19 protein-coding genes are annotated in these 22,211 nt (G+C 72.9%); 11 read left to right on the top strand and 8 right to left on the bottom strand.

Going from position 1 to position 22,211, the window contains the following annotated elements:
- Window positions 1–91: 91 nt before the first annotated feature.
- From ACIQU6_RS26535 to ACIQU6_RS26520, 4 genes are all read right to left on the bottom strand, one after another.
- The gene (locus tag ACIQU6_RS26535; protein WP_403484178.1) at window positions 92–1,027 is read right to left on the bottom strand and encodes an amino acid ABC transporter permease; all 936 of its coding nucleotides are present in this window, start codon (window positions 1,025–1,027) and stop codon (window positions 92–94) included.
- 88 nt (window positions 1,028–1,115) lie between these two features.
- Entirely contained in the window at window positions 1,116–1,763 is a 648-nt protein-coding gene (locus ACIQU6_RS26530; protein WP_403484177.1) for an amino acid ABC transporter permease, read from the bottom strand.
- Window positions 1,764–1,910: 147 nt separating this feature from the next.
- Window positions 1,911–2,822: a glutamate ABC transporter substrate-binding protein gene (locus tag ACIQU6_RS26525; RefSeq protein WP_403484176.1), complete on the bottom strand. Its 912-nt coding sequence runs from the start codon at window positions 2,820–2,822 to the stop codon at window positions 1,911–1,913.
- Between the two features lie 107 nt (window positions 2,823–2,929).
- The gene (locus ACIQU6_RS26520; RefSeq protein ID WP_403484175.1) at window positions 2,930–3,715 is read right to left on the bottom strand and encodes an amino acid ABC transporter ATP-binding protein; all 786 of its coding nucleotides are present in this window, start codon (window positions 3,713–3,715) and stop codon (window positions 2,930–2,932) included.
- Between the two features lie 281 nt (window positions 3,716–3,996).
- On the opposite strand from ACIQU6_RS26520, the gene ACIQU6_RS26515 reads away from it, so the two are divergent.
- Entirely contained in the window at window positions 3,997–4,737 is a 741-nt protein-coding gene (locus tag ACIQU6_RS26515; protein ID WP_403484174.1) for a response regulator transcription factor, read from the top strand.
- A gap of 15 nt (window positions 4,738–4,752) precedes the next feature.
- A complete protein-coding gene (locus tag ACIQU6_RS26510) occupies window positions 4,753–6,168 on the top strand; it encodes an ATP-binding protein (protein WP_403484173.1) in 1,416 nt (471 codons plus the stop codon).
- 327 nt (window positions 6,169–6,495) lie between these two features.
- Here ACIQU6_RS26510 and ACIQU6_RS26505 read toward each other — a convergent pair whose 3' ends face one another.
- Together ACIQU6_RS26505 and ACIQU6_RS26500 are read right to left on the bottom strand one after the other, a co-directional pair.
- The gene (locus ACIQU6_RS26505; protein WP_403484172.1) at window positions 6,496–7,488 is read right to left on the bottom strand and encodes a TAXI family TRAP transporter solute-binding subunit; all 993 of its coding nucleotides are present in this window, start codon (window positions 7,486–7,488) and stop codon (window positions 6,496–6,498) included.
- 48 nt (window positions 7,489–7,536) lie between these two features.
- Window positions 7,537–8,475 carry a LysR family transcriptional regulator gene (locus tag ACIQU6_RS26500; RefSeq protein ID WP_403484171.1) on the bottom strand — a complete coding sequence of 313 codons (939 nt, stop codon included), beginning with the start codon at window positions 8,473–8,475 and terminating at the stop codon, window positions 7,537–7,539.
- Between the two features lie 142 nt (window positions 8,476–8,617).
- Between ACIQU6_RS26500 and ACIQU6_RS26495 the strand changes: the two genes are divergently transcribed.
- From ACIQU6_RS26495 to ACIQU6_RS26485, 3 genes are all read left to right on the top strand, one after another.
- Window positions 8,618–9,232: a maleylpyruvate isomerase family mycothiol-dependent enzyme gene (locus ACIQU6_RS26495; protein ID WP_403484170.1), complete on the top strand. Its 615-nt coding sequence runs from the start codon at window positions 8,618–8,620 to the stop codon at window positions 9,230–9,232.
- Between the two features lie 71 nt (window positions 9,233–9,303).
- Window positions 9,304–10,827: a tRNA (N6-isopentenyl adenosine(37)-C2)-methylthiotransferase MiaB gene (miaB, locus tag ACIQU6_RS26490; protein ID WP_403484169.1), complete on the top strand. Its 1,524-nt coding sequence runs from the start codon at window positions 9,304–9,306 to the stop codon at window positions 10,825–10,827.
- Window positions 10,828–10,887: 60 nt separating this feature from the next.
- On the top strand, window positions 10,888–11,610 hold the full coding sequence (locus tag ACIQU6_RS26485; RefSeq protein ID WP_403484168.1) for a class III extradiol dioxygenase subunit B-like domain-containing protein: 723 nt from the start codon (window positions 10,888–10,890) through the stop codon (window positions 11,608–11,610).
- A 49-nt stretch (window positions 11,611–11,659) separates the two neighbouring features.
- On the opposite strand, the gene ACIQU6_RS26480 is transcribed toward ACIQU6_RS26485, so the two are convergent.
- Window positions 11,660–12,178, bottom strand: a complete 519-nt coding sequence (locus ACIQU6_RS26480; RefSeq protein ID WP_403484167.1) for a hypothetical protein — start codon at window positions 12,176–12,178, stop codon at window positions 11,660–11,662.
- A 182-nt stretch (window positions 12,179–12,360) separates the two neighbouring features.
- On the opposite strand from ACIQU6_RS26480, the gene miaA reads away from it, so the two are divergent.
- The 6 genes from miaA (at window position 12,361) to hflX (ending at window position 20,809) form a co-directional block, all read left to right on the top strand.
- Window positions 12,361–13,299, top strand: a complete 939-nt coding sequence (gene miaA / locus ACIQU6_RS26475; RefSeq protein ID WP_403484166.1) for a tRNA (adenosine(37)-N6)-dimethylallyltransferase MiaA — start codon at window positions 12,361–12,363, stop codon at window positions 13,297–13,299.
- 109 nt (window positions 13,300–13,408) lie between these two features.
- Window positions 13,409–13,963: a hypothetical protein gene (locus tag ACIQU6_RS26470; protein ID WP_403484165.1), complete on the top strand. Its 555-nt coding sequence runs from the start codon at window positions 13,409–13,411 to the stop codon at window positions 13,961–13,963.
- Window positions 13,964–14,028: 65 nt separating this feature from the next.
- Window positions 14,029–14,907: a diaminopimelate epimerase gene (gene dapF / locus ACIQU6_RS26465; protein WP_403484164.1), complete on the top strand. Its 879-nt coding sequence runs from the start codon at window positions 14,029–14,031 to the stop codon at window positions 14,905–14,907.
- Between the two features lie 220 nt (window positions 14,908–15,127).
- Window positions 15,128–17,281: a RelA/SpoT family protein gene (locus ACIQU6_RS26460; protein ID WP_403484163.1), complete on the top strand. Its 2,154-nt coding sequence runs from the start codon at window positions 15,128–15,130 to the stop codon at window positions 17,279–17,281.
- Between the two features lie 138 nt (window positions 17,282–17,419).
- Entirely contained in the window at window positions 17,420–19,084 is a 1,665-nt protein-coding gene (locus ACIQU6_RS26455) for a M1 family metallopeptidase (protein ID WP_403484162.1), read from the top strand.
- Between the two features lie 237 nt (window positions 19,085–19,321).
- Window positions 19,322–20,809, top strand: coding sequence for a GTPase HflX (hflX, locus tag ACIQU6_RS26450; protein WP_403484161.1), 1,488 nt, complete (start codon window positions 19,322–19,324; stop codon window positions 20,807–20,809).
- Between the two features lie 124 nt (window positions 20,810–20,933).
- Here the strand turns inward: hflX and ACIQU6_RS26445 are convergent, their stop codons facing one another.
- Entirely contained in the window at window positions 20,934–22,172 is a 1,239-nt protein-coding gene (locus ACIQU6_RS26445; protein ID WP_403484160.1) for a trypsin-like serine peptidase, read from the bottom strand.
- Between the last annotated feature and the right edge of the window lie 39 nt (window positions 22,173–22,211).

Raw genomic sequence — 22,211 nt, 5'->3', positions numbered from 1 at the left:
CGGCCGCCGCCGTCAAGTGACGGAGGCGGTGGCGCCGTTGCCACCGCCTCCGGACGGTCCGCTGTCGGCCGGCGTGCGACCGGGCGGCCCGTCAGCCCTTGGTGTCCGCCGGCGCCTCCGGGGCCGCGGCGGCGGTCTCCGTGGCGTCCGCGGCCGTCACCGGCTCGGCGGCCGCGGCCACCGTGATGCCGGTGCGGGCCCGGCGCCCGCGCCGCTCGATCCAGTGGGCGAGGGCGGACAGCGCCAGGCACATCGCCACGTAGATGCTGCCGATGACGATGATCACCGGGATGTAGGTGTCGTTCCCGTTGACGATGATGTTGGTGCTCATCAGCCGTGCGGTGTAGAGGAGTTCCTCGAAGGTGATGATGTAGCCGAGCGAGGTGTCCTTGAGGGTCACCACGAGCTGGCTGATGATCGTCGGCAGCATCGCCCGGATCGCCTGCGGGAGCAGTACGGTCGTCATCACCTGCGTCTTGCTCATGCCGAGCGCGTACGCGGCCTCCCGTTGGCCCGTGGGCACGGAGTTGATGCCGGCCCGCAACACCTCGGCCTGCACCGAACCGTTGTAGACCGTCAGCCCCGCCACCAGCGCCCAGAACTGCGGTTGGCTGCCGGTGAGGCCCAGCGCGTCACGGTTGGTGAGCAGCACGACCCACAGCGCGTAGATCGTGATCAGCAGCGGGACGGCGCGGAACAGTTCGACGAAGCCGGTGGCCAGCCAGCTGACCGGCTTGTGGTCGGAGAGCCGGGCCACCGCCAGCAGCACGCCCAGCAGGAGCGAGAGCACCGCCGCCACCGCGAAGACCTGAAGGGTCGTCAGGATGCCGTCGCGGATGCTGGTGCGCACCCCGGCGTAGTTGAAGATCTGCCAGACGGCCGGATCGAGTTGACCCTTGGAGTTCAGCCGCAGGACCGCGAAGACCAGCAGCCCCACCACCGCCAGCGCGCCGATGACGCTGTAGACGCGGTTGCGGGCCCGCGCCCTCGGCCCCGGCACGTCGTAGAGAACGCTGGCGCCACTCATGCCCTTACCTCGCTTCGTCCCGTCCCGCCGGTGCGCGGCGACGGCGCCCGTCCGTGGGTGTCGTTCCTGGTGTCGCGGCCGCCGGAGCTCATCGGGCGACCTCCAACCGGCGCTCCAGCAGCCGGAACAGGCCGCTGACCGCGAAGGTGATGACGAGGTAGGCGAGCGCCGTCCACAGGAAGATCCAGGCGATCGCGTAGCCCTTGTCGTTGAGCAGCTTGGAGACGTTGAACAGTTCGCCGTAGCCGAACGCGCCGGCGATCGCGGAGTTCTTGGTGAGCGCGATGATGATGCTGCTCAGCGGCGCGATCACGGTGCGGGTCGCCTGCGGGAGCACGACCATGCGCAGCGTCTGGGCGAAGGTCATGCCGAGGCTGCGGGCCGCCTCCGCCTGGCCCAGCGGCACGGTGCCGATGCCGGACCGCACCGCCTCGCACACGAACGAGGAGGTGTAGAAGCCGAGCGCCAACGTGCCCAGGACGTAGGGGCTGGCGCCCTGGAAGAGGATCTGCGGGACGACGAAGAAGGCGACCAGGAAGAGCAGCGTCAGCGGCGTGTTGCGCAGCACCGTCACCCAGGCCGTGCCGAAGGCGCGCAGCGGTGGGACCGGAGAGACCCGGAAGCCGGCGATGAGCACGCCGAGCACCAGCGCGAGCAGCGCGGCGGATGCGGTGATCGCCAGGGTTCCCAGGAACCCGTCCCGGAACTCGGGCAGATAGTCGAGGAGTACGTTCATGGGGTCTCCGCGGTAGCGGTCGGGTCGGCGGCGGGCGACGGCGGGGCACCGCCTCGCGGGGAGGGCGGGGCGCGCGAGGGCAGCGCGCCCCGTACACCCGTCGCGGCGGGCGTACGGGGCGGCGCGGTGCGGTGCGGGTGCGGGCCGTCAGTAGCGCGGCAGCGGCATGTCCGGGGCGACGTAGGGGGAGCCGGACCTGCCGAGCGTGCCCTCGTACGCCTTCTTGTAGTCGCCGTTCTTGATGTGGTTCTCCAGCGCGGTGGTGATGGCGTCGCGCAGCGCCTTGTCGTCCTTGTTCAGACCGACGCCGTAGGGCTCCTTGGTGAACGGCTTGCCCACCACCCGCAGCTTGTCGGGGCGTTGGGCGGCGTAGCCCTTGAGGATCGCGTCGTCGGTGGTGACCGCGTCGACCGAGCCGTCCAGCAGGTTCTTCACGCAGTCCGAGTACTTGGACATCTCGGTGGTCACCGCGCCGTACTTGGGCTTCTTGATCTCCTGGAGCGGAGTGGAGCCGACGATCGAGCAGACCTTCTTGCCCTTGAGGGAGTCGGGCCCGGTGATGTCCTTGTCGTCCTTGCGCACCAACAGGTCCGCGCCGGCGGTGTAGTACGGGCCCGCGAAGCTGACCTGCTTCTTGCGCTCGTCGTTGATGGTGTACGTGCCGACGTAGTAGTCGACCTGGCCCTTGGAGATGGTGGTCTCGCGGACGTTGGAGTCGATGGTGTTGAACTTGATCTGCTTCTCGGAGAAGCCCAGGTCGGCGGCGATCATCTTGGCGATCTCGATGTCGAAGCCGGAGTACTTGTTGGTCGCCGGGTCCTTGAAGCCGAGGAACGGCTGGTCGGCCTTGACGCCGACGGCGATCTGGCCGGCCTTCTTGGCCTTCTTGAACGTCGGCGAGTCGACGTTGACGCCCTGGGCGACCTTGTAGGTGCCGCTGTAGACGTCGGAGCCGGCCTGCTTGTCGCCGGCCGTGCCCGACTGGCCCCCACACGCGGTCGCCGTCGCCGCCAGTGCGAGCACCACCGCACCCGCGGCGGCCGTCTTACGCATCCTCATGGTGAACATTCCTTTGTTCAGGAGGTGTTGGAAATCACGAAGGCCCAACCGCGGCCCGTAGTGGGGGGAATTCAGGGTGAATTCAGGGGGGGAAATCAGGGGGGAAATCAGTGGTGGAGAATCTTCGAGAGGAAGTCCTTCGCCCGGTCGCTGCGCGGGTTGTTGAAGAACTGGTTCGGCTCGGCCTCTTCGATGACCCTGCCGTCCGCCATGAAGACCACCCGGTTCGCCGCGGAGCGCGCGAACCCCATCTCGTGGGTGACCACGACCATCGTCATGCCGTCCCGGGCGAGTTGCTGCATGACCTCCAGCACCTCGTTGATCATCTCCGGGTCGAGCGCCGAGGTCGGCTCGTCGAAGAGCATCACCTTCGGGTCCATCGCCAGGGCGCGGGCGATCGCCACCCGCTGTTGCTGGCCGCCGGAGAGCTGCGCGGGGTACTTCTCCGCCTGGGCGCCGACGCCGACCCGGTCGAGCAGCGCCCGGGCCTTCTGCTCCGCGGTCGCCTTGTCGGTCTTGCGGACCTTGGTCTGGCCCAACACCACGTTCTCCAGCACCGTCTTGTGCGCGAAGAGGTTGAAGGACTGGAACACCATGCCCACGTCGGCGCGCAGCCGGGCCAGTTCACGGCCCTCCTGGGGCAGCGGCTTGCCGTCGATGCTGATGCTGCCGCTGTCGACCGTCTCCAGCCGGTTGATGGTGCGGCAGAGCGTGGACTTGCCGGACCCGGAGGGCCCGATCACCACGACCACCTCGCCGCGCCGGATCGTCAGGTTGATGTCCTGGAGCACGTGCAATGCGCCGAAGTGCTTGTTGACGTCATCCAGCACGACCAACGGTTCTCCCGTGGGCGCAAGTCCCCCGGCGGTCTGGGTCACCGGTACTTCGCTCATCGGCGTACAGCTCCGTCCTCCTCGGTTGGGAGGACCCTAATAACGGCCCGAGACCAGCGTCATTACATCTGAGGGAGAATTGAGCATAACGATCCGGCCGCCAACGGAAGCGGAGCGTGAGGGGCGGGGCGGCCGGCGACGGGCGCCCGTACCGACGGTAGGGCGTCGGGGGTACCGGCTGGGTAACGGATGGTGCCCCGGAGGCGACCACCTCTTGACGGGCGGCCCACCGATCGCCGTAGATGCCCTGTGGCCCGTACGCGCACCGGAAGGAGGGCCGGATGAGACTGCTGCTCGTCGAGGACGACGACCATGTCGCCGCGGCCCTGTCCGCGGTGCTGGCCCGGCACGGCCTGACCGTCGTGCACGCCCGCAGCGGCGAGGAGGCGCTCCAGGCCCTGTTGCCGGACGACGCCGAGCCGTTCGCGGTGGTGCTGCTCGACCTCGGGCTGCCCGACCAGGACGGCTTCGAGGTGTGCGGCCGGATCCGCCGGCTCACCGCGACGCCGGTCATCATGGTCACCGCGCGCTCCGACGTCCGCTCCCGGATCCACGGCCTGAACCTCGGCGCCGACGACTACGTCGTCAAGCCCTACGACACCGGCGAACTGCTGGCCCGTATCCACGCGGTGAGCCGGCGCACCGGCGCCGCGGGCGTGCCCGGCGAGGCGGCGGTCGAGGAGGGTGGCCCCGGCGAGCCGCTGCGCCTCGGGCCGCTCACCGTCGAACTCCCCACCCGCCAGGTGGTCGTGGACGGTGCCGTCGTCCCGCTCACCCGCAAGGAGTTCGACCTGCTGGCGCTGCTCGCGCAGCGGCCCGGTGTGGTCTTCCGTCGGGAGCAGATCATCAGCGAGGTGTGGCGGACGAGTTGGGAGGGCACCGGCCGCACGCTGGAGGTGCACATCGCCTCGCTCCGCGCCAAGCTGCGGATGCCGGCGCTGATCGAGACGGTGCGCGGCGTCGGCTACCGACTGGTCGTGCCGGCCGCCGGCGCCGCCGGCACCCGGCCGTCGGCCTCCTGAGGGCTGCACCGGGCCGTGCGCACCCGACTCCTCCCGCTCCTCATCGTCCTGATGGCCGGCGTGCTGCTGGCGCTCGGCGTGCCGCTGGGGGTGATCACCGCCGGCGTGGAGCAGCAGAAGGTGGTGGTCGACCGGATCGACGACGCGGCCCGGTTCGCCTCGCTCGCCCAGTTCGTCACCGCCCGCCCCGACGCCTCCGCCGGCAACAAGACCCCCGAGGAGGACGAGCGGTTGGCCGCCCTCCGGGCCGAACTCACCCGCTACCACGCCCTCTACGGCATCCGCGCCGGCGTCTTCTACCGGGACCGCACCCCGATGGCCGCCGCCCCGCACGATCTGACGGTGCCCACGGGCGGCGAGAGCGCGCAGGCGTTCAGTGAGGCGCTGGCCGGCCGCCGCAGCCACGATCCGCACCAGGTCTGGCCCTGGGGCGACGCCGGCTGGATCCCGGTCGCCTCGCCCGTCATCCGGGACGGCGACGTGGTCGCGGTGGTCGTCACCGACTCGCCCACCGGCCGGATGCGGGCCCGCATCCTGCACGAGTGGCTGCTGATCGCGGCGGGGGAGGCCGCGGCGATGCTGGTCGCGGTCGGCGCGGCGGTCCGGCTCACCGGCTGGGTGCTGCGGCCGGTGCGGGTGCTCGACGCGGCCAGCCACGACATCGCCACCGGCCGGATGAACGCCCGGGTGGCGGGCACCGCGGGGCCGCCCGAACTCCGCCGGCTGGCCCGGTCGTTCAACGAGATGGCCGACCACGTCGAGGACGTCCTGGAACAGCAGCGCGCCTTTGTCGCCGACGCCTCCCACCAACTGCGCAACCCGCTCTCGGCGCTGCTGCTCCGGATCGAGCTGCTGGCCCTCGAACTGCCCGAGGGCAACGAGGAGATCGCCTCGGTGCGCACCGAGGGCAAGCGGCTGGCCCGGGTCCTGGACGACCTCCTGGACCTGGCGCTCGCCGAGCACTCCGCCGCCGACCTGAAGCTGCTGGACGTCGCGGCGCTGGCCGCCGAACGGGTCGACGCCTGGCGCCCGTTGGCCGAGGACAAGGGCGTGCGCCTCACCTACGAGGGGCAGCCCGCGGTCACCGGTTGGGGCGATCCGGTCGCCCTCTCCAGCGCGTTGGACGCGGTCGTCGACAACGCCCTGAAGTTCACGCCGGCCGGGGAGCCGGTCACGGTGGCGGTGGCCCCCGACGGCGAACGCGTCACCATCACCGTCGCCGACCGCGGCCCCGGTCTGACCGAGGACGAACTGGCCCGGATCGGCGACCGGTTCTGGCGCAGCAACCGTCACCAGAACGTCTCCGGCTCCGGCCTCGGCCTGTCCATCACCCGCGCCCTGCTCGCACCCGGCGGCGCCACCCTCGCCTATGCGCCGCACCCACCGCACGGCCTGGAGGTCACGGTCGCGGTACCGCGCACGGGGGCTTGAGGGGACGGGGCATTGCGCTGGGTTGGTGCAGCGAAGCTGCCCCGCAGTGCGCCGCAGTGGACCGCGATTGTGCCGCGACTGTTCTGCGATTGCGCCGCGATTGTGCCGCGATTGTGCCGAGGCATTGCGTCGCCACGCGGGCGCAATCTGCTGGCGCAATGCGGCGCTCTCCCACTGCAATGCCTTGACCTTGCTCGCATTGCACCGAGTCATTGCACCGAGTCATTGCGTCGACCTGCACCCCGCGTTGCGCCGGGCAGCGCGTCACTCACGGGGTGACTCATCGGGGCACTCGCCGGACGACCCACCGCGCGGCGGACGCGGCCCTCATTGCTTCACGGAGACGTAGTAGTCCCGGGCGCCCCGGTGCAGCGGCAGCGGATCGGTGAACACCGCGGTCCGCAGGTCCACGTTCTGCGCCGCGTGCACCACGTGCCCGATCGCGTCCCGGCTGTCGATGACGGTCCTGGTGATCCCGAACGTCAGCGCCGCGTCCTCCCGGTCCGTGGTCACCAGCAGATTGGCCACCGCGATGGTCTTCACCGTCTGCCCGTTCTGGACCAGCGGATAGGCGTCGGCGGGCATCACCGCCGCCCGGTAGTAACGGGTCGGCGCGCCCTGCCGGTGCAGCGCCGGGATCAGGTCGCCGAGCTGCACCAGCTGCATCGGGAACCGCCGCGCCAGCCGCTGCACCGCCGTCGTCGGCAGCCCGCCCGACCAGAAGAACGCGTCCAGTTCGTGGTGCTCCAGCATCTCCGGCATCCGGTCGATGCCCACCCGCACCGGGACGATGTCCCGGTCGAAGTCCAGGCCGGCCGCCAACATCAACCGCCGGGTGATCAGTTGGACGCCCGACCCGTCGGCGCCGACGCCCACCCGCAACCCCCGCAGATCGGCGGCCGAGCGCACCGCCGAGCCCTGGGGCACCACCAGCTGCATGTAGTCGTCGTAGAGCCGGGCGCAGGCCCGCAGCCGGTCCGCGCCGGGCTCGTGCCGGTCCTGGTAGGCGGCCACCGCATCCGCCGTGGCTATGGTGAACGAGGCCCGCCCGTTGGCCAGTTGGCGCAGGTTGTCGAGCGATCCCTCGCTGCGTTGCAGCCGCACGTCGACCCCCGGCAGATCGTGCGCGAGGTCGTCCTTGAGGAGTTCCCCGTACCGTGCGTACACCCCCGTCGGGAGGCCGGTGGCGATCGTGACCCGCCCCCGGGGCGCGGGCGGCCGGCCCGGCTGCACGAACCACAGCACCAGCCCCAGGAGGGCCAGCGCCGCGGTCGCAGCGGTCAGCGCCCGGCGGCGGCCGGGTCGGGGGAGCGTTGCCATGGGCGAGATCCTGCCAGCCACGGCGCGCCGGCGGGAGGGGGTGAAACGTTACGTCTTCGCCTCCGTCCAGACACCCCTCCCGCCCGTTGTTCCCAAGGCCGTCCGCAGTCGCTCCAGTAGCGCCCGGGCCGCCGGTCCCGGCGGTCCGTCCGCCCGCCAGGCCAGCACGATCCGGCCACGCGGCCGCGCCCCGCGGAAGGACAGCGTCCGCAGCCCGGGGTCCCCCGCCGCGGCGGACTCCGGGACCACCGCCACGCCCAGCCCCCGGGTCGCGAGCCCGGCCAGTAGTTGCGGCCCGGCCGCCTCGAAGGCGATCCGCGGCCGGAACCCGGCGTCGGCGCAGGCGCGCTCCAGCACCCCGCGGATCCCGGTGCCGCGCGGCAGGCTGATCAGGGGGTGGTCGCGCAGCGCGGTCAGCGGGATCCGCCCGCCGTCCGCGACCGCCAGCAGGGGGCTGTCCGGGGCGACCGCCGCCACCAGCGGCTCGTCGGCCACGATCTGGAACGACAGCCCCGCCGGTGGTTCCGCGTCGGGGGTCCCCAGCAACGCCACGTCCAACTCGCCCCGTTGGAGCGCCGCGAGCATCCGCTCCGAGTTGTCCGCGGCGAGCGCGACGTTCACCCGGGGGTGCGCGTCGTGGAAGTCCGCCAACAGGGAGACCGCCTCCGCCTCCCGCGCCGGGGCGGCCCCCGACACCAGCCCGAGAGTGACCTGGCCGCGCAGCAGCCCGGTGAACTCCGCCACCGTCTGCCGCGCCCCCTCGACGGCGGCCAGCGCGGCGTGGGCATACGGGAGCACGGCCGCGCCCACCTCGGTCAGCGTCACCGACCGTCCCGAGCGGTCCAACAGGGGCTCCCCCAGCTCCCGTTCGAGCTGCCGGACCTGCGCGCTGATCCCCGGCTGCGCCAGGTGAAGACGGGCCGCGGCCCGGGTGAAGTTGGCCTCCTCCGCCACCGCGACGAAGTACTGCAACTGTCGAAGCTCCATGACCACCCATTCTGAAGCTCCATAACCACGAGTTCTAGTGAGGAGAAGAACAGGCTCTTGGACTTATGGCGGTGCCCGGCAAGATCCTGGAGACCTGCCGGCCCACCCGCCCATCGGGCCGGACCGGAGACGGGGAGGAACCATGGACATCCGCGCCGCGATCGCCGCCGAACGACGCGAACTGGCCGACCTGTTGGACGCCCTCACGCCCGAGCAGTGGGACGCGCCCACGCTGTGCACGGGCTGGCGGGTGCGGGAGGTCGCCGCCCACATGTCGATGGGCTTCCGCTACGCGTTCCCCCGGGTCGTCGCCGAGGTGGTCAAGGCCCGGGGCCTGCACCGGATGACCGACCGGCTCGCGCGTAGGGACGCCGCGGCCCTCCCGCCGGCCGCCCTCGCCGCCGCCCTCCGGGACCATGCGCACCATCCCTGGACCCCGCCGGTCGGCGGCTTCGCGGCGGCCCTGGGCCACGACGTCGTGCACGGCCTGGACATCGCCGTGCCGCTCGGCCTGGACCGCCGGGTCCCCGAGGACCGGCTGCGGGTCCTCCTGGACGGCCTCACCCCGCGCGGCATGAAGTTCTTCGGCGTCGACCTCGACGGGGTGGCGCTGCGCGCCGACGACCTCGACTGGTCCTACGGCACCGGAGACCCGCTCCGCGGCAGCGCCCAGGACCTGCTGCTGGTCGCGTTCGGACGGAAGCTCCCGCCCGGCCGGCTCCGCGGCGCGCCGCAGGACCGCTTCGCCGCCGCCTGACGCCGGCCCCGCGGCACCGCCTCGCGCGCACGGCCGCCGAAGGCCCCGCCGGGAGCCCGTACCCTGGACGGGTGAGCGGTAACGACCTGGCCGGCGGAGCAGTGGCGGAAGTGAAAACGTACGAGGTGCGCACCTACGGGTGCCAGATGAACGTCCATGACTCCGAGCGACTCTCGGGGTTGTTGGAGGACGCGGGCTACGTACGGGCCCCTGAGGGCACCGGCGAGGGTGAGGCCGACGTCGTCGTCTTCAACACCTGCGCGGTGCGCGAGAACGCCGACAACCGGCTGTACGGCAACCTCGGCCGGCTCGCGCCGGTCAAGGCCCGTCGCCCCGGCATGCAGATCGCGGTCGGCGGCTGTCTGGCCCAGAAGGACCGCGACACCATCGTGAAGAAGGCGCCCTGGGTGGACGTAGTCTTCGGCACGCACAACATCGGCAAGCTGCCCGTCCTCCTGGAGCGCGCCCGCGTCCAGGAGGAGGCGCAGGTCGAGATCGCCGACTCGCTGGAGGCGTTCCCGTCCACGCTGCCGACCCGCCGGGAGAGCGCCTACGCGGCCTGGGTCTCCATCTCGGTCGGCTGCAACAACACCTGCACCTTCTGCATCGTCCCGGCCCTGCGCGGCAAGGAGAAGGACCGCCGGCCCGGCGACATCCTCGCCGAGGTCGAGGCGCTGGTCGCCGAGGGCGTCTCCGAGATCACCCTGCTCGGTCAGAACGTCAACGCCTACGGCTCCGACATCGGCGACCGCGAGGCGTTCAGCAAGCTGCTGCGCGCCTGCGGCTCGATCGAGGGGCTGGAGCGGGTCCGCTTCACCTCCCCGCACCCGCGCGACTTCACCGACGACGTGATCGCGGCGATGGCCGAGACGCCCAACGTGATGCCGCAGCTCCACATGCCGCTGCAGTCGGGGTCGGACACCGTCCTGAAGGCGATGCGCCGCTCGTACCGTCAGGAGCGCTACCTCGGCATCATCGACAAGGTGCGCGCCGCCATCCCGCACGCGGCCATCACCACCGACATCATCGTGGGCTTCCCCGGCGAGACCGAGGAGGACTTCGAGCAGACCATGCACGTCGTCCGCGAGGCCCGGTTCTCCCAGGCGTTCACCTTCCAGTACTCCAAGCGGCCCGGCACCCCGGCCGCCGAGATGGACGGCCAGATCCCCAAGGAGGTCGTGCAGGCCCGCTACGAGCGCCTGGTCGCCCTCCAGGAGGAGATCTCCTGGGAGGAGAACAAGAAGCAGGTCGGCCGCACCCTGGAGCTGATGGTCGCGGAGGGCGAGGGCCGCAAGGACGGCGCCACCCAGCGGCTCTCCGGCCGCGCGCCCGACAGCCGCCTGGTCCACTTCAGCAAGCCGGACCAGCTGGTGCGCCCCGGTGACGTGGTCACCGTCAAGGTCACCTACGCCGCCCCGCACCACCTCCTGGCCGAGGGCCCCGTCCTGGACGTCCGCCGCACCCGCGCCGGCGACGCCTGGGAGAAGCGCAACGCGGCTCCGGCCGCCAAGCCGGCCGGAGTGATGCTCGGTCTGCCGAAGATCGGTGCCCCCGAGCCGCTGCCGGCCGCCGCGCCGGGCTGCGGCTGCGACTGATCCCGACCGCCCCCACCGGCTCGTGGACGCGGTGCGGGAGCCTGGCGTTACGCTGCGTGCATGCTCGTAGCCGCCGCTCTCTGCCCCTGTCCGCCGCTGCTCGTCCCCGAGGTCGCCGCGGGCGCCGCACCGGAGCTCGACCCGTTGCGGGCCGCCTGCGTGGACGCCGTCGGGGTGCTCGCCGCGGCCCGCCCGGACCGGCTGGTCGTGCTCGGCCCGGTCACCGACGAGGCCGACGCGGGACGGTATCCGCAGGGCGCCCCCGGTTCGTTCCGCGGTTTCGGGGTGGACCTCGACGTGACGCTGGGGGCCGCCGGGGCGCAACTACCGGCCGACGGGCCGCAGTTGCCGCCCTCACTGGCCGTCGGGGCCTGGCTGCTGTCCCGTACGGCATGGGCCGATGCGCCCCTGGAGGGGCTGGGGGTGGCCGAGCGGTGGCCGCTCGACCGGTGCCTGCCGCGGGGCCGGGAGCTCGCCGACTCCGCGTCCCGGGTGGCGCTGCTGGTGCTCGGCGACGGCAGCGCGCGCCGCTCGGTCAAGGCGCCCGGCTACCACGACGAGCGGGCCGAACCGTTCGACGCCGCCGCGGTCCGCGCCCTGGGCGCCGCCGACACCGGGGCGCTGGCCGCCCTGGACGCCGATCTCGCGGCCGACCTCCTGGTCTCCGGGCGGTCCTGCTGGCAGGTCCTCGCGGGCGCCGCCGAGGGCGCCGGGCTGCGCGGCCAACTGCTGCGCGAGGAGGCCCCGTACGGCGTCGGGTACGCCGTGGTCGCCTGGTCGTAGCCGGCGGCGCGGCCGGGCACGCGTCCCGGCCGCACCCGGCCGCGGGCGGCTACTGCCGCGCGCCCTCGCCGGCCGGGCGGTCCGCACTGGCCGGCCCCGACTGCTGCCGCGGGATCCCGGCCCCACCCTCCGCGACGGCCGCTCCGACGGGCTCCGGCACCGCCTCGTCCGCCGCCGCATCGGCAGCGGCCTCCGCGGCCTCGTCCGGCGCCGCGGCCTGCACCGGCTCCTCGTCCACCGGGGCCTCGGGCTGGGCCTCCTCCCCGGCCTCGGTCGCCCCCGCCGCGGAGTCCGTCGCCTCGCCCGATGGCGCATCCGCCGGCGCATCCGGCTTCGCGCCCGCGTCCGAGCCGGTCGCCGGTTCCGCGGCCCGCTCCTGCGCGCCGTCCCGGGCGTCGTCCGGTGTGCCGCCCTCCGCCGCCTGCGCTCCCGGCTCCGACGGGGTCGGCACCGCCGGCTCGGACGCCTCGGGGGCGACCGCGTCGTCCGTCCCCGGTGCCGCCTCCTCCGCGGCGCTCTCCTGCACCGCGTCGTCCTTGCGCCGGCGGAACCGCGAAAACACGCCCATAACTGCTCCTACGCTCCTCGTGTGGGGGAAATCCCTCGTCGCCCGGAGCGTCCGCTTGCGCCGCCCGACGGGCCCCGGCAGCGCACCGGCGTTCGGGATCTCGTCATCTGGCAACGACGCCGCAGGAGCGCCGTCACGTCGCTCGTTCGAGATGACCCCGTGAGGTTTGCGAGACTGACGGGGTGAACACCGTCGCCCCCGCACCGCGGGTCATCGCCGTCGTCGGCCCCACCGCGGCCGGAAAGTCCGACCTGGGCGTCGCGCTCGCCCAACACCTGGGCGGCGAGGTCATCAACGCCGACTCGATGCAGCTCTACCGGGGCATGGACATCGGCACCGCCAAGCTCACCCTTGAGGAGCGGCAGGGCATCCCGCACCACCTCCTGGACATCTGGGACGTCACCCGCGCGGCCAACGTCGCCGAGTACCAGCGGCTGGCCCGCGCCGAGATCGACCGGCTGCTGGCCGAGGGCCGCACCCCGGTCCTGGTCGGCGGCTCCGGCCTCTACGTCCGCGGCGCCCTGGACGCCCTGGAGTTCCCCGGCACCGACCCCGCCATCCGCGCCCGCCTGGAGGCCGAACTCGCCGAGCTGGGCAGCGGCGCGCTGCACGCCCGGCTCACCGTCGCCGACCCGGAGGCCGCGCGCGCCATCCTGGCCAGCAACGGGCGCCGGATCGTGCGCGCCCTGGAGGTCATCGAGATCACCGGCCGCCCGTTCACCGCCAACCTCCCTGGCCACGAAGCCGTTTACGACACCCTCCAGATCGGCGTGGACGTCGAGCGCCCCGAGCTCGACGAGCGGATCGCGACCCGGGTCGACCGGATGTGGGAGGCCGGCCTGGTCGACGAGGTGCGCCGGCTGGAGGGCGAGGGGCTGCGCGAGGGCCGCACCGCCTCCCGGGCGCTGGGCTACCAGCAGGTGCTCGCCCACCTGGCCGGGGAGTGCACGGAACAGCAGGCGCGGGACGAGACGGTGCGCGCCACCAAGCGCTTCGCGCGCCGCCAGGACTCCTGGTTCCGCCGGGACCCGCGGGTCCACTGGCTCAGCGGCGCGGCGGACCGCCGAGCCGAGCTCCCCGCCCTGGCACTGGCGTTGCTCGAACGACCGGTCACAGCCTGATCACGTCATGGCATCGGGACGCTCCGGCCGCCATCCGGGCCCCTGAGGCCGTGTCATCATCGACCATCGATCGAGGCGTGCAATCTGGCAGTGGGGAGGGCGCGTGGCAATGGAGGCCAGCCCTCGCAACAGAGCCCAACAGCCGGACCGGGACGGCCCCGGCGTGGCACCGTCGCCCGAGGGCGACCGGGCGGTCCACGCCACCCACCAGCCGCCGCACGACAGCCCTCACGCCTCCGACGACGGCATCGCGGACGCCCACCCGGCCACCCTCGACGCCTCCGACGGCCCCGATGCGGAGCCGGCCCCGGCCCCCGAGGGCGGGGAGTCCTTCCGCGATCTGCGCCCGCCCCGGCGGCTGCGCTGGTGGCAGCTCGCCCCGATCGTGGCGCTGGCCGCCCTCGGCTCGCTGATGTTCGCCTTCCCGCTGGCCTTCGAGCTCGGCGGCGACGGCGGCGCGGTGATCGCGATGCTCGGCCTGCTGCTGTGCTGCTGCGCCGCCGGCACCGGCATGATGGCCGCCCGCCGGGTCGGTCACACCTGGCCCGGCCTCCCGGTTCGCGGCTCCGGGCGCCGCGCCAACTGGCGGGTGGTGCTGCTCTACGCCACCGTGGTTGCCGTGCTCGCCGCGTTGGCCATCTGGCGGGTGGCCCGCCTCCGCTGAGGCCCGTTGTCCACAGGCCCCCGCCCCGTCCGGCCGGTGCCGCGTCCTCCCCGTAGGATTCAGGAGTGACCAGCACCCAGCGCATCGCCTTCCTCAAGGGCCACGGCACCGAGAACGACTTCGTGATCGTCCCGGATCCGGACGGCCGGCTCGACGTCCCCGCGGCCGCCGTCGCGAGGATCTGCGACCGTCGCGCCGGAGTGGGCGGCGACGGCCTGCTGCGCGTCGTGCGATCGGCCGCGCACCCCGAGGCCCGGGCGATGGCCGACGAGGCCGAGTGGTTCATGGACTACCGCAACGGCGACGGCTCGATCGCCGAGATGTGCGGCAACGGCGTCCGGGTCTTCGCCCGGTACCTCCTGCACGCCGGCCTGGTCGAGGCCGGCGATCTGGCGATCGCCACCCGCGCCGGCGTGCGCCGGGTCCACCTCGCCAAGTCCGGTGACGTCACGGTCTCCATGGGGCGCGCCGCGCTGCCCGAGGAGGGCGTGGTGGTCGAGGTCGACGGCCGCAGCTGGCCGGCCCGCAACGTCAACATGGGCAACCCGCACGCCGTCGCGTTCGTCGAGGACCTCGCGCACGCCGGGAAGCTGCGCGAGCAGCCGCAGTTCGGCCCGGCCGGGGTGTATCCGGAGGGCGTCAACATCGAGTTCGTCGTGGACCGCGGCCCGCGCCACGTGGCGATGCGGGTGCACGAGCGCGGCTCCGGCGAGACCCGGTCCTGCGGTACCGGCGCCTGCGCGGTGGCCGTCGCCACCGCCCGCCGGGACGGCCTGGACCCGACCGCGACCGGCACCCCGGTGACGTACACCGTCGACGTGCTGGGCGGCGCGCTGACCATCACCGAGCTGCCGGACGGCACGGTCGAGATGACCGGCCCGGCGGTGATCGTCGCCGAGGGCACCTTCGCGCCGGAGTGGCTGACCGGCGCGCTCGCCGGCTGACGGGGTCGGCCGGGGGCGCCGGAGCACGCCCCTCGGCCAGGGGAAGCGGTTTCGGCGAGAAGAAACGATTCCGGCCAGAAACTTCCCTCGAATGGGTGGTCCGATTCACGCTGAGCGAGAGGCGGACAGCGCTGCGTGATGGGCTCGGTAGCATCAAGCACCGGCCCAGGCGCCCGAACTGACGACGCCCCACCGCCGGTCGACGCCGCCGGAGGTGCCCATGAGCGCAGAGGCCACGAACCCTGGTAACCCGGAAACAGCCGGCCGTTGGCGCGGCGGCCCCCGGCCGGCGCTCCGGGGGCTGCGCCGCATCGGTCGCGCCGCACTGCTCGGCCCGCCCCCCCGCGACGGACTCCCCAACGCCCTGGAACACGTGGCCAAGGTGCACCGCCACCACCATCCCGACGCCGACTTGGACACCCTCAGCAGGGCGTACCAACGCGCCGAGACCTCGCACCGCGGCCAGTTGCGCAAGAGCGGCGAGCCGTACATCACCCACCCGCTCGCGGTCACCCTGATCCTCGCCGAACTGGGCGCGGAGACCACGACGTTGACCGCCTCGCTGCTCCACGACACCGTCGAGGACACCGAGATGACGCTCGATCAGGTGCGGGCGGAGTTCGGCGCCGAGGTCTGCTACCTGGTCGACGGTGTCACCAAACTGGAGAAGGTCGACTACGGTGCGGCCGCCGAGCCCGAGACCTTCCGCAAGATGCTCGTCGCCACCGGCAGCGACGTGCGGGTGATGTCCATCAAACTGGCCGACCGGCTGCACAACATGCGCACCCTCGGCGTGATGCGCCCGGAGAAGCAGGCCCGGATCGCCTACGTCACCCGCGACGTGCTCATCCCGCTCGCCGAACGGCTGGGCGTCCAGGCGCTCAAGACCGAGCTGGAGGACCTGGTCTTCGCGGTGCTGCACCCCGAGGAGTACGCCGAGACCCAGCAGTTGGTGGCGTCCTACACCGGCCGCCCCGACCCGCTCGCCGTGATCGCCGGCCGGGCCCGGGCGGTGCTCGCCGACGCCGGCATCGACGCCCAAGTCCTCGTCCGGCCGCGGCACTTCGTCTCCGTGCACCGGGTCCTGCTGGCGCGCGGCCGGCTCACCGGCGCGGACCTCGGTCGGCTGCTGGTCCTGGTGACCGAGGACGCCGACTGCTATGCCGTCCTGGGGGAGTTGCACACCTGCTTCACCCCGGTGGTCTCGGAGTTCAAGGACTTCATCGCCACCCCCAAGTTCAACCTCTACCAGTCGCTGCACACCGCCATCACGGGCACGGGCGGCGATGTCGCCGAGACGTTGATCCGCACCCACCGGATGCACCGGGTCGCCGAGGCCGGCGTGATCGCCCTGGGCAACCCGTACGCCCCCACCGACGGCGCGGACGCCCCCGAGGGCGAGCGGGCCGACCCGACCCGCCCCGGCTGGCTCGACCGGCTCCTGGACTGGCAGCGCACCACCCCCGACCCGGACACCTTCTGGACCTCGCTCCGCGACGATCTCGCCCAGGAAGGCGAGATCGCCGTCTTCTGCACCGACGCCGCCGCGGACGGCCCCGGCACCCCCATCGGGCTGCCCGCCGGGGCGAGTTGCGTGGACGCCGCCTACGCCCGGTACGGCGAGGCCGCGCACGGCTGCATCGGCGCCCGGGTCAACGGCCGCCTCGCCACCCTCGGCACGGTCCTGCACGACGGTGACGGCCTCCACCTGCTGATGGCCCAGGACTCCGCCGGCCCCTCGCCGGAGTGGCTCGACCACGCCCGCACGCCGGCCGCCCGGCTCGCCATCTCCCGGTGGCTGGCCCGGCCCGAGGGCGCCGGCGAGCCGGCCGCCGCGCCCGCCGGCCGGCGCAGCGAACGCCGCCGCGCTCCCGGCCACCGTCCCGCCGGCCCGGAGCGCGCACCGGCCGCCTCGGGCCTCGCGGTGGCCGATCTGCCCGGCGCCACCGTCCGGTTGGCCGGCTGCTGCACCCCGGTGCCACCGGACACCGTCACCGGCTTCGCCGTCCGCGGCGGCACGGTCACCGTGCACCGCGCCCTGTGTCCGGCGGTGGCCCGGATGGCGGCGATGGGGCGGCAGCCGGTCGGGGTGCGCTGGCGCGGTGCCGGCAAGGGCGGCTCCGGTTGTCGGGTGACGCTGCTGGCCGAGGCGTTCAGCCGGCCGCACCTGCTGCCCGACCTCACCGAGGCGATCGCCGCGCAGGGCGTCGCCGTGGTCTCCGCCGCCGTGGAACCCCCGCACGAGCAACTGGTCCGGCACACCTACACCCTTCACCTGCCGCACGCCGACGGGCTGCCCTCCCTGATGCGCGCGATGCGCCAGGTGCCCGGAGTGTTCGACGTGGTCCGGGCCGCCACGACCGTGCGCTCCTAGGGCCGCCCGAAGGGCGCCGCGCAACCGGGGACAGATCGGGCGCACGGGCGCAAGCCGGATGGCACAGGTGCCGCTCGTTCGGGTGCCGTCCTGCCGTGCCGTCCACCCGCGGGCGGGCCGCGCTGATAGCGGTAGCCCATGTCCGTTCCCTTGCGCCGTCCCTCCCGCGAGCCCGACGGGTCCGCCCCCCACCGCACCGCCGCCGGCCGTTCGGTATCCGGCCGGGCGCGCCCGCACCGCGGCCGGATCCCCCGCCGGGCAGCCGCCCTCGGCCTCGCGATCGCCGCCACGCTCGCCGCGGCCCCGCCGCCCCCCGAGCCGGAGGGCATCGGCGACCGCCTCTTCCCGACGCTCGGCAACCCCGGCTACCACGTCACCTCGTACGACATCTCCATGGACTACTCGGGCCACAACGACCGGCCCCTGAAAGCGGTCACCGTCATCAACGCGCGGGCCGCCGCCACCCTCGACCGCGTCAGCCTCGACTTCGCCGCCGGCTCGGTGAGCTCCGTCCTCGTCAACGGGCTGCCCGCCCGGTACGAGCAGGCCGGCGAGCACCTGGTGCTCACCCCGACCGCACACGTATCCCCCGGCCAGCAGTTGCGGGTCGTCGTGCACCACACCAGCGACCCGCGGAGCAAGGGCAACGGGGGCTGGATCCGCACCAAGGACGGGCTGGCGATGGCCAATCAGGCCGACGCCGCGCACCGGGTGTTCCCCTGCAACGACCACCCCTCCGACAAGGCGTACTTCACCTTCCACATCACCGTGCCGCACGGCCTGACGGCGGTCGCCAACGGGCTGCCCGTCGGGGAGGGCACCCGCGGCGCGCGTCGCACCTGGTCGTACCGCACCTCCCACCCCATGGCCACCGAGCTCGCCCAGGTCTCCATCGGGCGGTCCGTCGTGTTGTCGCACCGGGGGCCGCACGGGCTGCCGCTGCGCGACGTCGTCGCCTCCACCGACCGGGGCCGGCTGGCCCGTTGGCTCGCCAAGACGCCGGAGCAGATGGCCTGGATGGAGCGGAAGGTCGGGCCGTTCCCGTTCGAGACGTACGGGGTGCTGATCGCCAACGCCAGCACCGGCTTCGAGTTGGAGACCCAGACCCTCTCGCTCTTCGAGAAGCGACTGTTCGGCATCGCCCAACTGCCCGACTGGTACGTGGAGTCGGTGATGGTGCACGAGCTGTCCCACCAGTGGTTCGGCGACAGCGTCAGCCCCCGCCGCTGGTCCGACGTCTGGCTCAACGAGGCCCACGCCACCTGGTACGAGGCCCTGTACGCCCAGGAGAAGGGCGGCACCCGCGCCTCCATGGAGGCCAGGATGCGCCACGCCTACCAGATGTCCGACGGCTGGCGGGCGGAGGCCGGCCCGCCGGCCCTGCCCAAGGTCCCCGACCAGGGCCGCAAGATCGGCATCTTCCGCCCGATGATCTACGACGGCAGCGCCCTGGTGCTGTACGCCCTGCGGGACAAGATGGGCCAGGCCGGCTTCGACCGCCTGGAACGGGAGTGGGTGGCCAAGCACCGCGACGGGGTGGCCGGCACCGCCGACTTCATCAACCTCGCCTCCGAGGTCTACGGCCACAACCTCTCCGGCTTCTTCTGGGACTGGCTCTACGGCGCCAAGACCCCGCCGATGCCCGGCCACCCCGACTGGAAGCCCCAGGCGGCGACCGGGAGGACCCCGGTGAACGGGAGGGCGGCGGCGCAGGGGCGGACGCCGGCGAACGGGAAGGCCACGCACGCCCGGGGGTGGCGAGCGTCGGGCACACCCGGTGCAGCGCACCTCCACAAGCGGTGACCGTCGGCCGGGAGCGGGCGGCCCGCGACCGGAATCCGTGGTTCCGTTCGCGTGCGAACCACCCGGAAACCCGCGTGACGCCCGTCTCCCGGCCGTGCGACCATCAACGGGTCGACGACGGCCGGCCCCGGGAATCTCCGGGACGGCCCGGACGTTGACCAGAGTGAACGGCACAGCCACCGCCAGCCCCGGCGGGACCGACCGGTCCCCGGGGCGCCCTACGACGCGAAGGATCAAATGACCTCCTCTTCTTCCCTTCCGCAGGACCGGCAGCGCCTCCCCGAGAGCCTTCGGGCCGACGCCCTGATGGAAGAGGACGTCGCCTGGAGCCACGAGATCGACGGGGAGCGCGACGGCGACCAGTACGACCGCTCCGAGCGCGCGGCACTCCGCCGCGTCGCCGGGCTCTCCACCGAGCTTGAGGACGTCACCGAGGTCGAGTACCGGCAGCTCCGCCTGGAGCGCGTGGTGCTGGTCGGGGTCTGGACGTCCGGGACGGTGCAGGACGCGGAGAACTCCCTCGCCGAGCTGGCCGCGCTGGCCGAGACCGCCGGCGCCCTGGTGCTCGACGGCGTCGTCCAGCGCCGCGACAAGCCCGACCCGGCCACCTACATCGGTTCCGGCAAGGCCCTGGAACTGCGCGACATCGTGCTGGAGTCCGGGGCGGACACCGTGGTCTGCGACGGTGAGCTCTCGCCGGGCCAGTTGATCCACCTTGAGGACGTCGTCAAGGTCAAGGTGGTCGACCGGACCGCCCTGATCCTCGACATCTTCGCCCAGCACGCCAAGTCCCGGGAGGGCAAGGCGCAGGTCTCGCTGGCACAGATGCAGTACATGCTCCCCAGGCTCCGCGGTTGGGGTCAGTCGCTGTCCCGTCAGATGGGTGGCGGTGGCTCCGGCTCGGCCGGCGGCGGCATGGCCACCCGTGGTCCCGGTGAGACCAAGATCGAGACGGACCGGCGGCGGATCCGCGAGAAGATGGCGAAGATGCGCCGGGAGATCGCGGAGATGAAGACCGGCCGGGACGTCAAGCGCCAGGAGCGCCGGCGCAACAAGGTCCCCTCGGTCGCCATCGCCGGCTACACCAACGCCGGCAAGTCCTCGCTGCTGAACCGCCTCACCGGCGCCGGCGTCCTGGTGGAGAACGCCCTGTTCGCCACCCTGGACCCGACCGTCCGGCGGGCCGAGACCCCCAGCGGGCGGCTCTACACCCTCGCCGACACCGTCGGCTTCGTCCGTCACCTGCCGCACCACCTCGTCGAGGCGTTCCGCTCCACGATGGAGGAGGTCGCCGACGCCGACCTGATCCTGCACGTCGTCGACGGCTCGCACCCGGTGCCGGAGGAGCAACTGGCGGCGGTCCGCGAGGTGATCCGCGACGTCGGCGCCACCGACGTGCCCGAGATCGTCATCGTCAACAAGGCCGACGCGGCCGACCCGTTGACGCTCCAGCGGCTGCTGCGCCAGGAGAAGCGCGCCCTGGTGGTCTCCGCCCGTACGGGCAAGGGCATCGCCGAGCTGCGCGACCTGCTCGACGCGGAACTCCCGCGTCCGCGGGTCGAGATCGAGGTACTGGTGCCCTACACCCAGGGCGCCCTGGTCTCGCGGGCGCACGCCGAGGGCGAGGTCATCTCCGAGGAGCACACCGCCGACGGCACCGTGCTCAAGGCCCGGGTCCACGAGGAACTGGCCGCCGAGTTCCAGCCGTTCGTCCCGGCCGCCTGACGGCCCGGGCGGCCGCGCGCGGCGTACGCACGAGACGAGGGCCCGCCCCCGGGAGACCGGGGGCGGGCCCTCGCCCTTGTGTGCCACGGGCGGGCGGCGCCGTCGACGCCGCCCGCTCACACCGCTACTGCTGGTTGGCCCACTTCTTGCTCATCGCGTCGAAGAGGGACTTGGCCTCGGCGCCCAGGTGCGGGCCGGCCGACCAGCGGGCCGGGCGCGGCCCCATCGACATGTTGGAGACCAGCACCGGCTTGCCGTCCGAGCCCTTGATGAACCAGGGACCACCGGACGAACCGCCGGTCATGGTGCAGCCGATGCGGTACATGGTCGGCTTCTTGGCGTCCAGCGACAGCCGGGTCGGCTTGTCGGTGCAGGACTGCTGCACCGCACCGTCGAACGGCGGCTCGGCCGGGTAACCCTGCGCCGTCAGGCTCGGGATCTTCGACATCGCCGGGGCGTTGAAGTCGACGGCGTAGGCGCCACCGGCCATCTCCTCCAGCGACTTGCCGCCGGTGTTCTCCTCCGGCTTCACGTGCATCAGCGCGAAGTCGTACGGGGCCATCGGGACGCCCGGCACGGCGCCGCCGTCCTTGATCCACTCCTTGGACGTCGACATGTCGTCCGCCCACCACTTGCCCGCCGGGACCCGGTCCTCGAACGGGGTGGTCTTCATCTGGGTGGCCGGCGCCCCGTTCCGGTTGAAGTTCGGGACGAACATCATGTTCCGGTACCAGCCGCCGTTCTTGCCGGCGTGCACGCAGTGCGCCGCGGTCCACACGAGGTTGGACTTGCCCGGGTGCGCCGGGTCCTTGACCACGGTGGCGGAGCAACGGGACTCGCCCTGCGGCGTGCTGAACAGCAGCAGGCCGACGCCCGGCGCGGTGGAGGTGTAGGGCGTCTTCACCGCCTGCGCGGCGACCGCCGCCGGCTCCGGGTCGGTCTTGCCCTGGTCCTCGGTGATGTCAGAGGGCTTGCTGGGGTCCTGGGGCGGCTTGACCTTGTCGATCTTGTCCGGGTTCCAGAAGTTCTTGATGATCGGGTTGATGAACTCCCCGGCCTCCCGGAGCCACTTGTCCTTGTCCCAGTTCTTCCACTCCCCGTTCTTCCACTTGTCCAGGTCGACGCCGTGCTGCTTGAGCTTGTCCTGGAGATCCTTGGGGATCTTGATCGCGCCCCCGCCCGAGGTGTCCTGGGCGGACTCGCTGGGCTTGGCGTCCGCGTTGTCGCTCGACGGCCCGCAGCCGGTCGCGGTCAGCGCCACGACGGCGGTGAGGGCGGCGGCGGCCACGGCGGCGGACCGGCGGGCGCGCGGCGCCTTCCTCCCGGGGCGCTGAGGGGCGGCGGGCGGGCGTATCGATCGCATGGGCGGAATCTCCCCCTGTGTCAAACGGATTGAGCCGGT

The organism is Streptomyces sp. NPDC090442, assembly GCF_044769405.1.
Taxonomy (GTDB): Bacteria; Actinomycetota; Actinomycetes; order Streptomycetales; family Streptomycetaceae; genus Streptomyces.
Note: the sequence above shows the minus strand (reverse complement) of the source record. Positions and strands in the feature narration are given on the sequence as shown.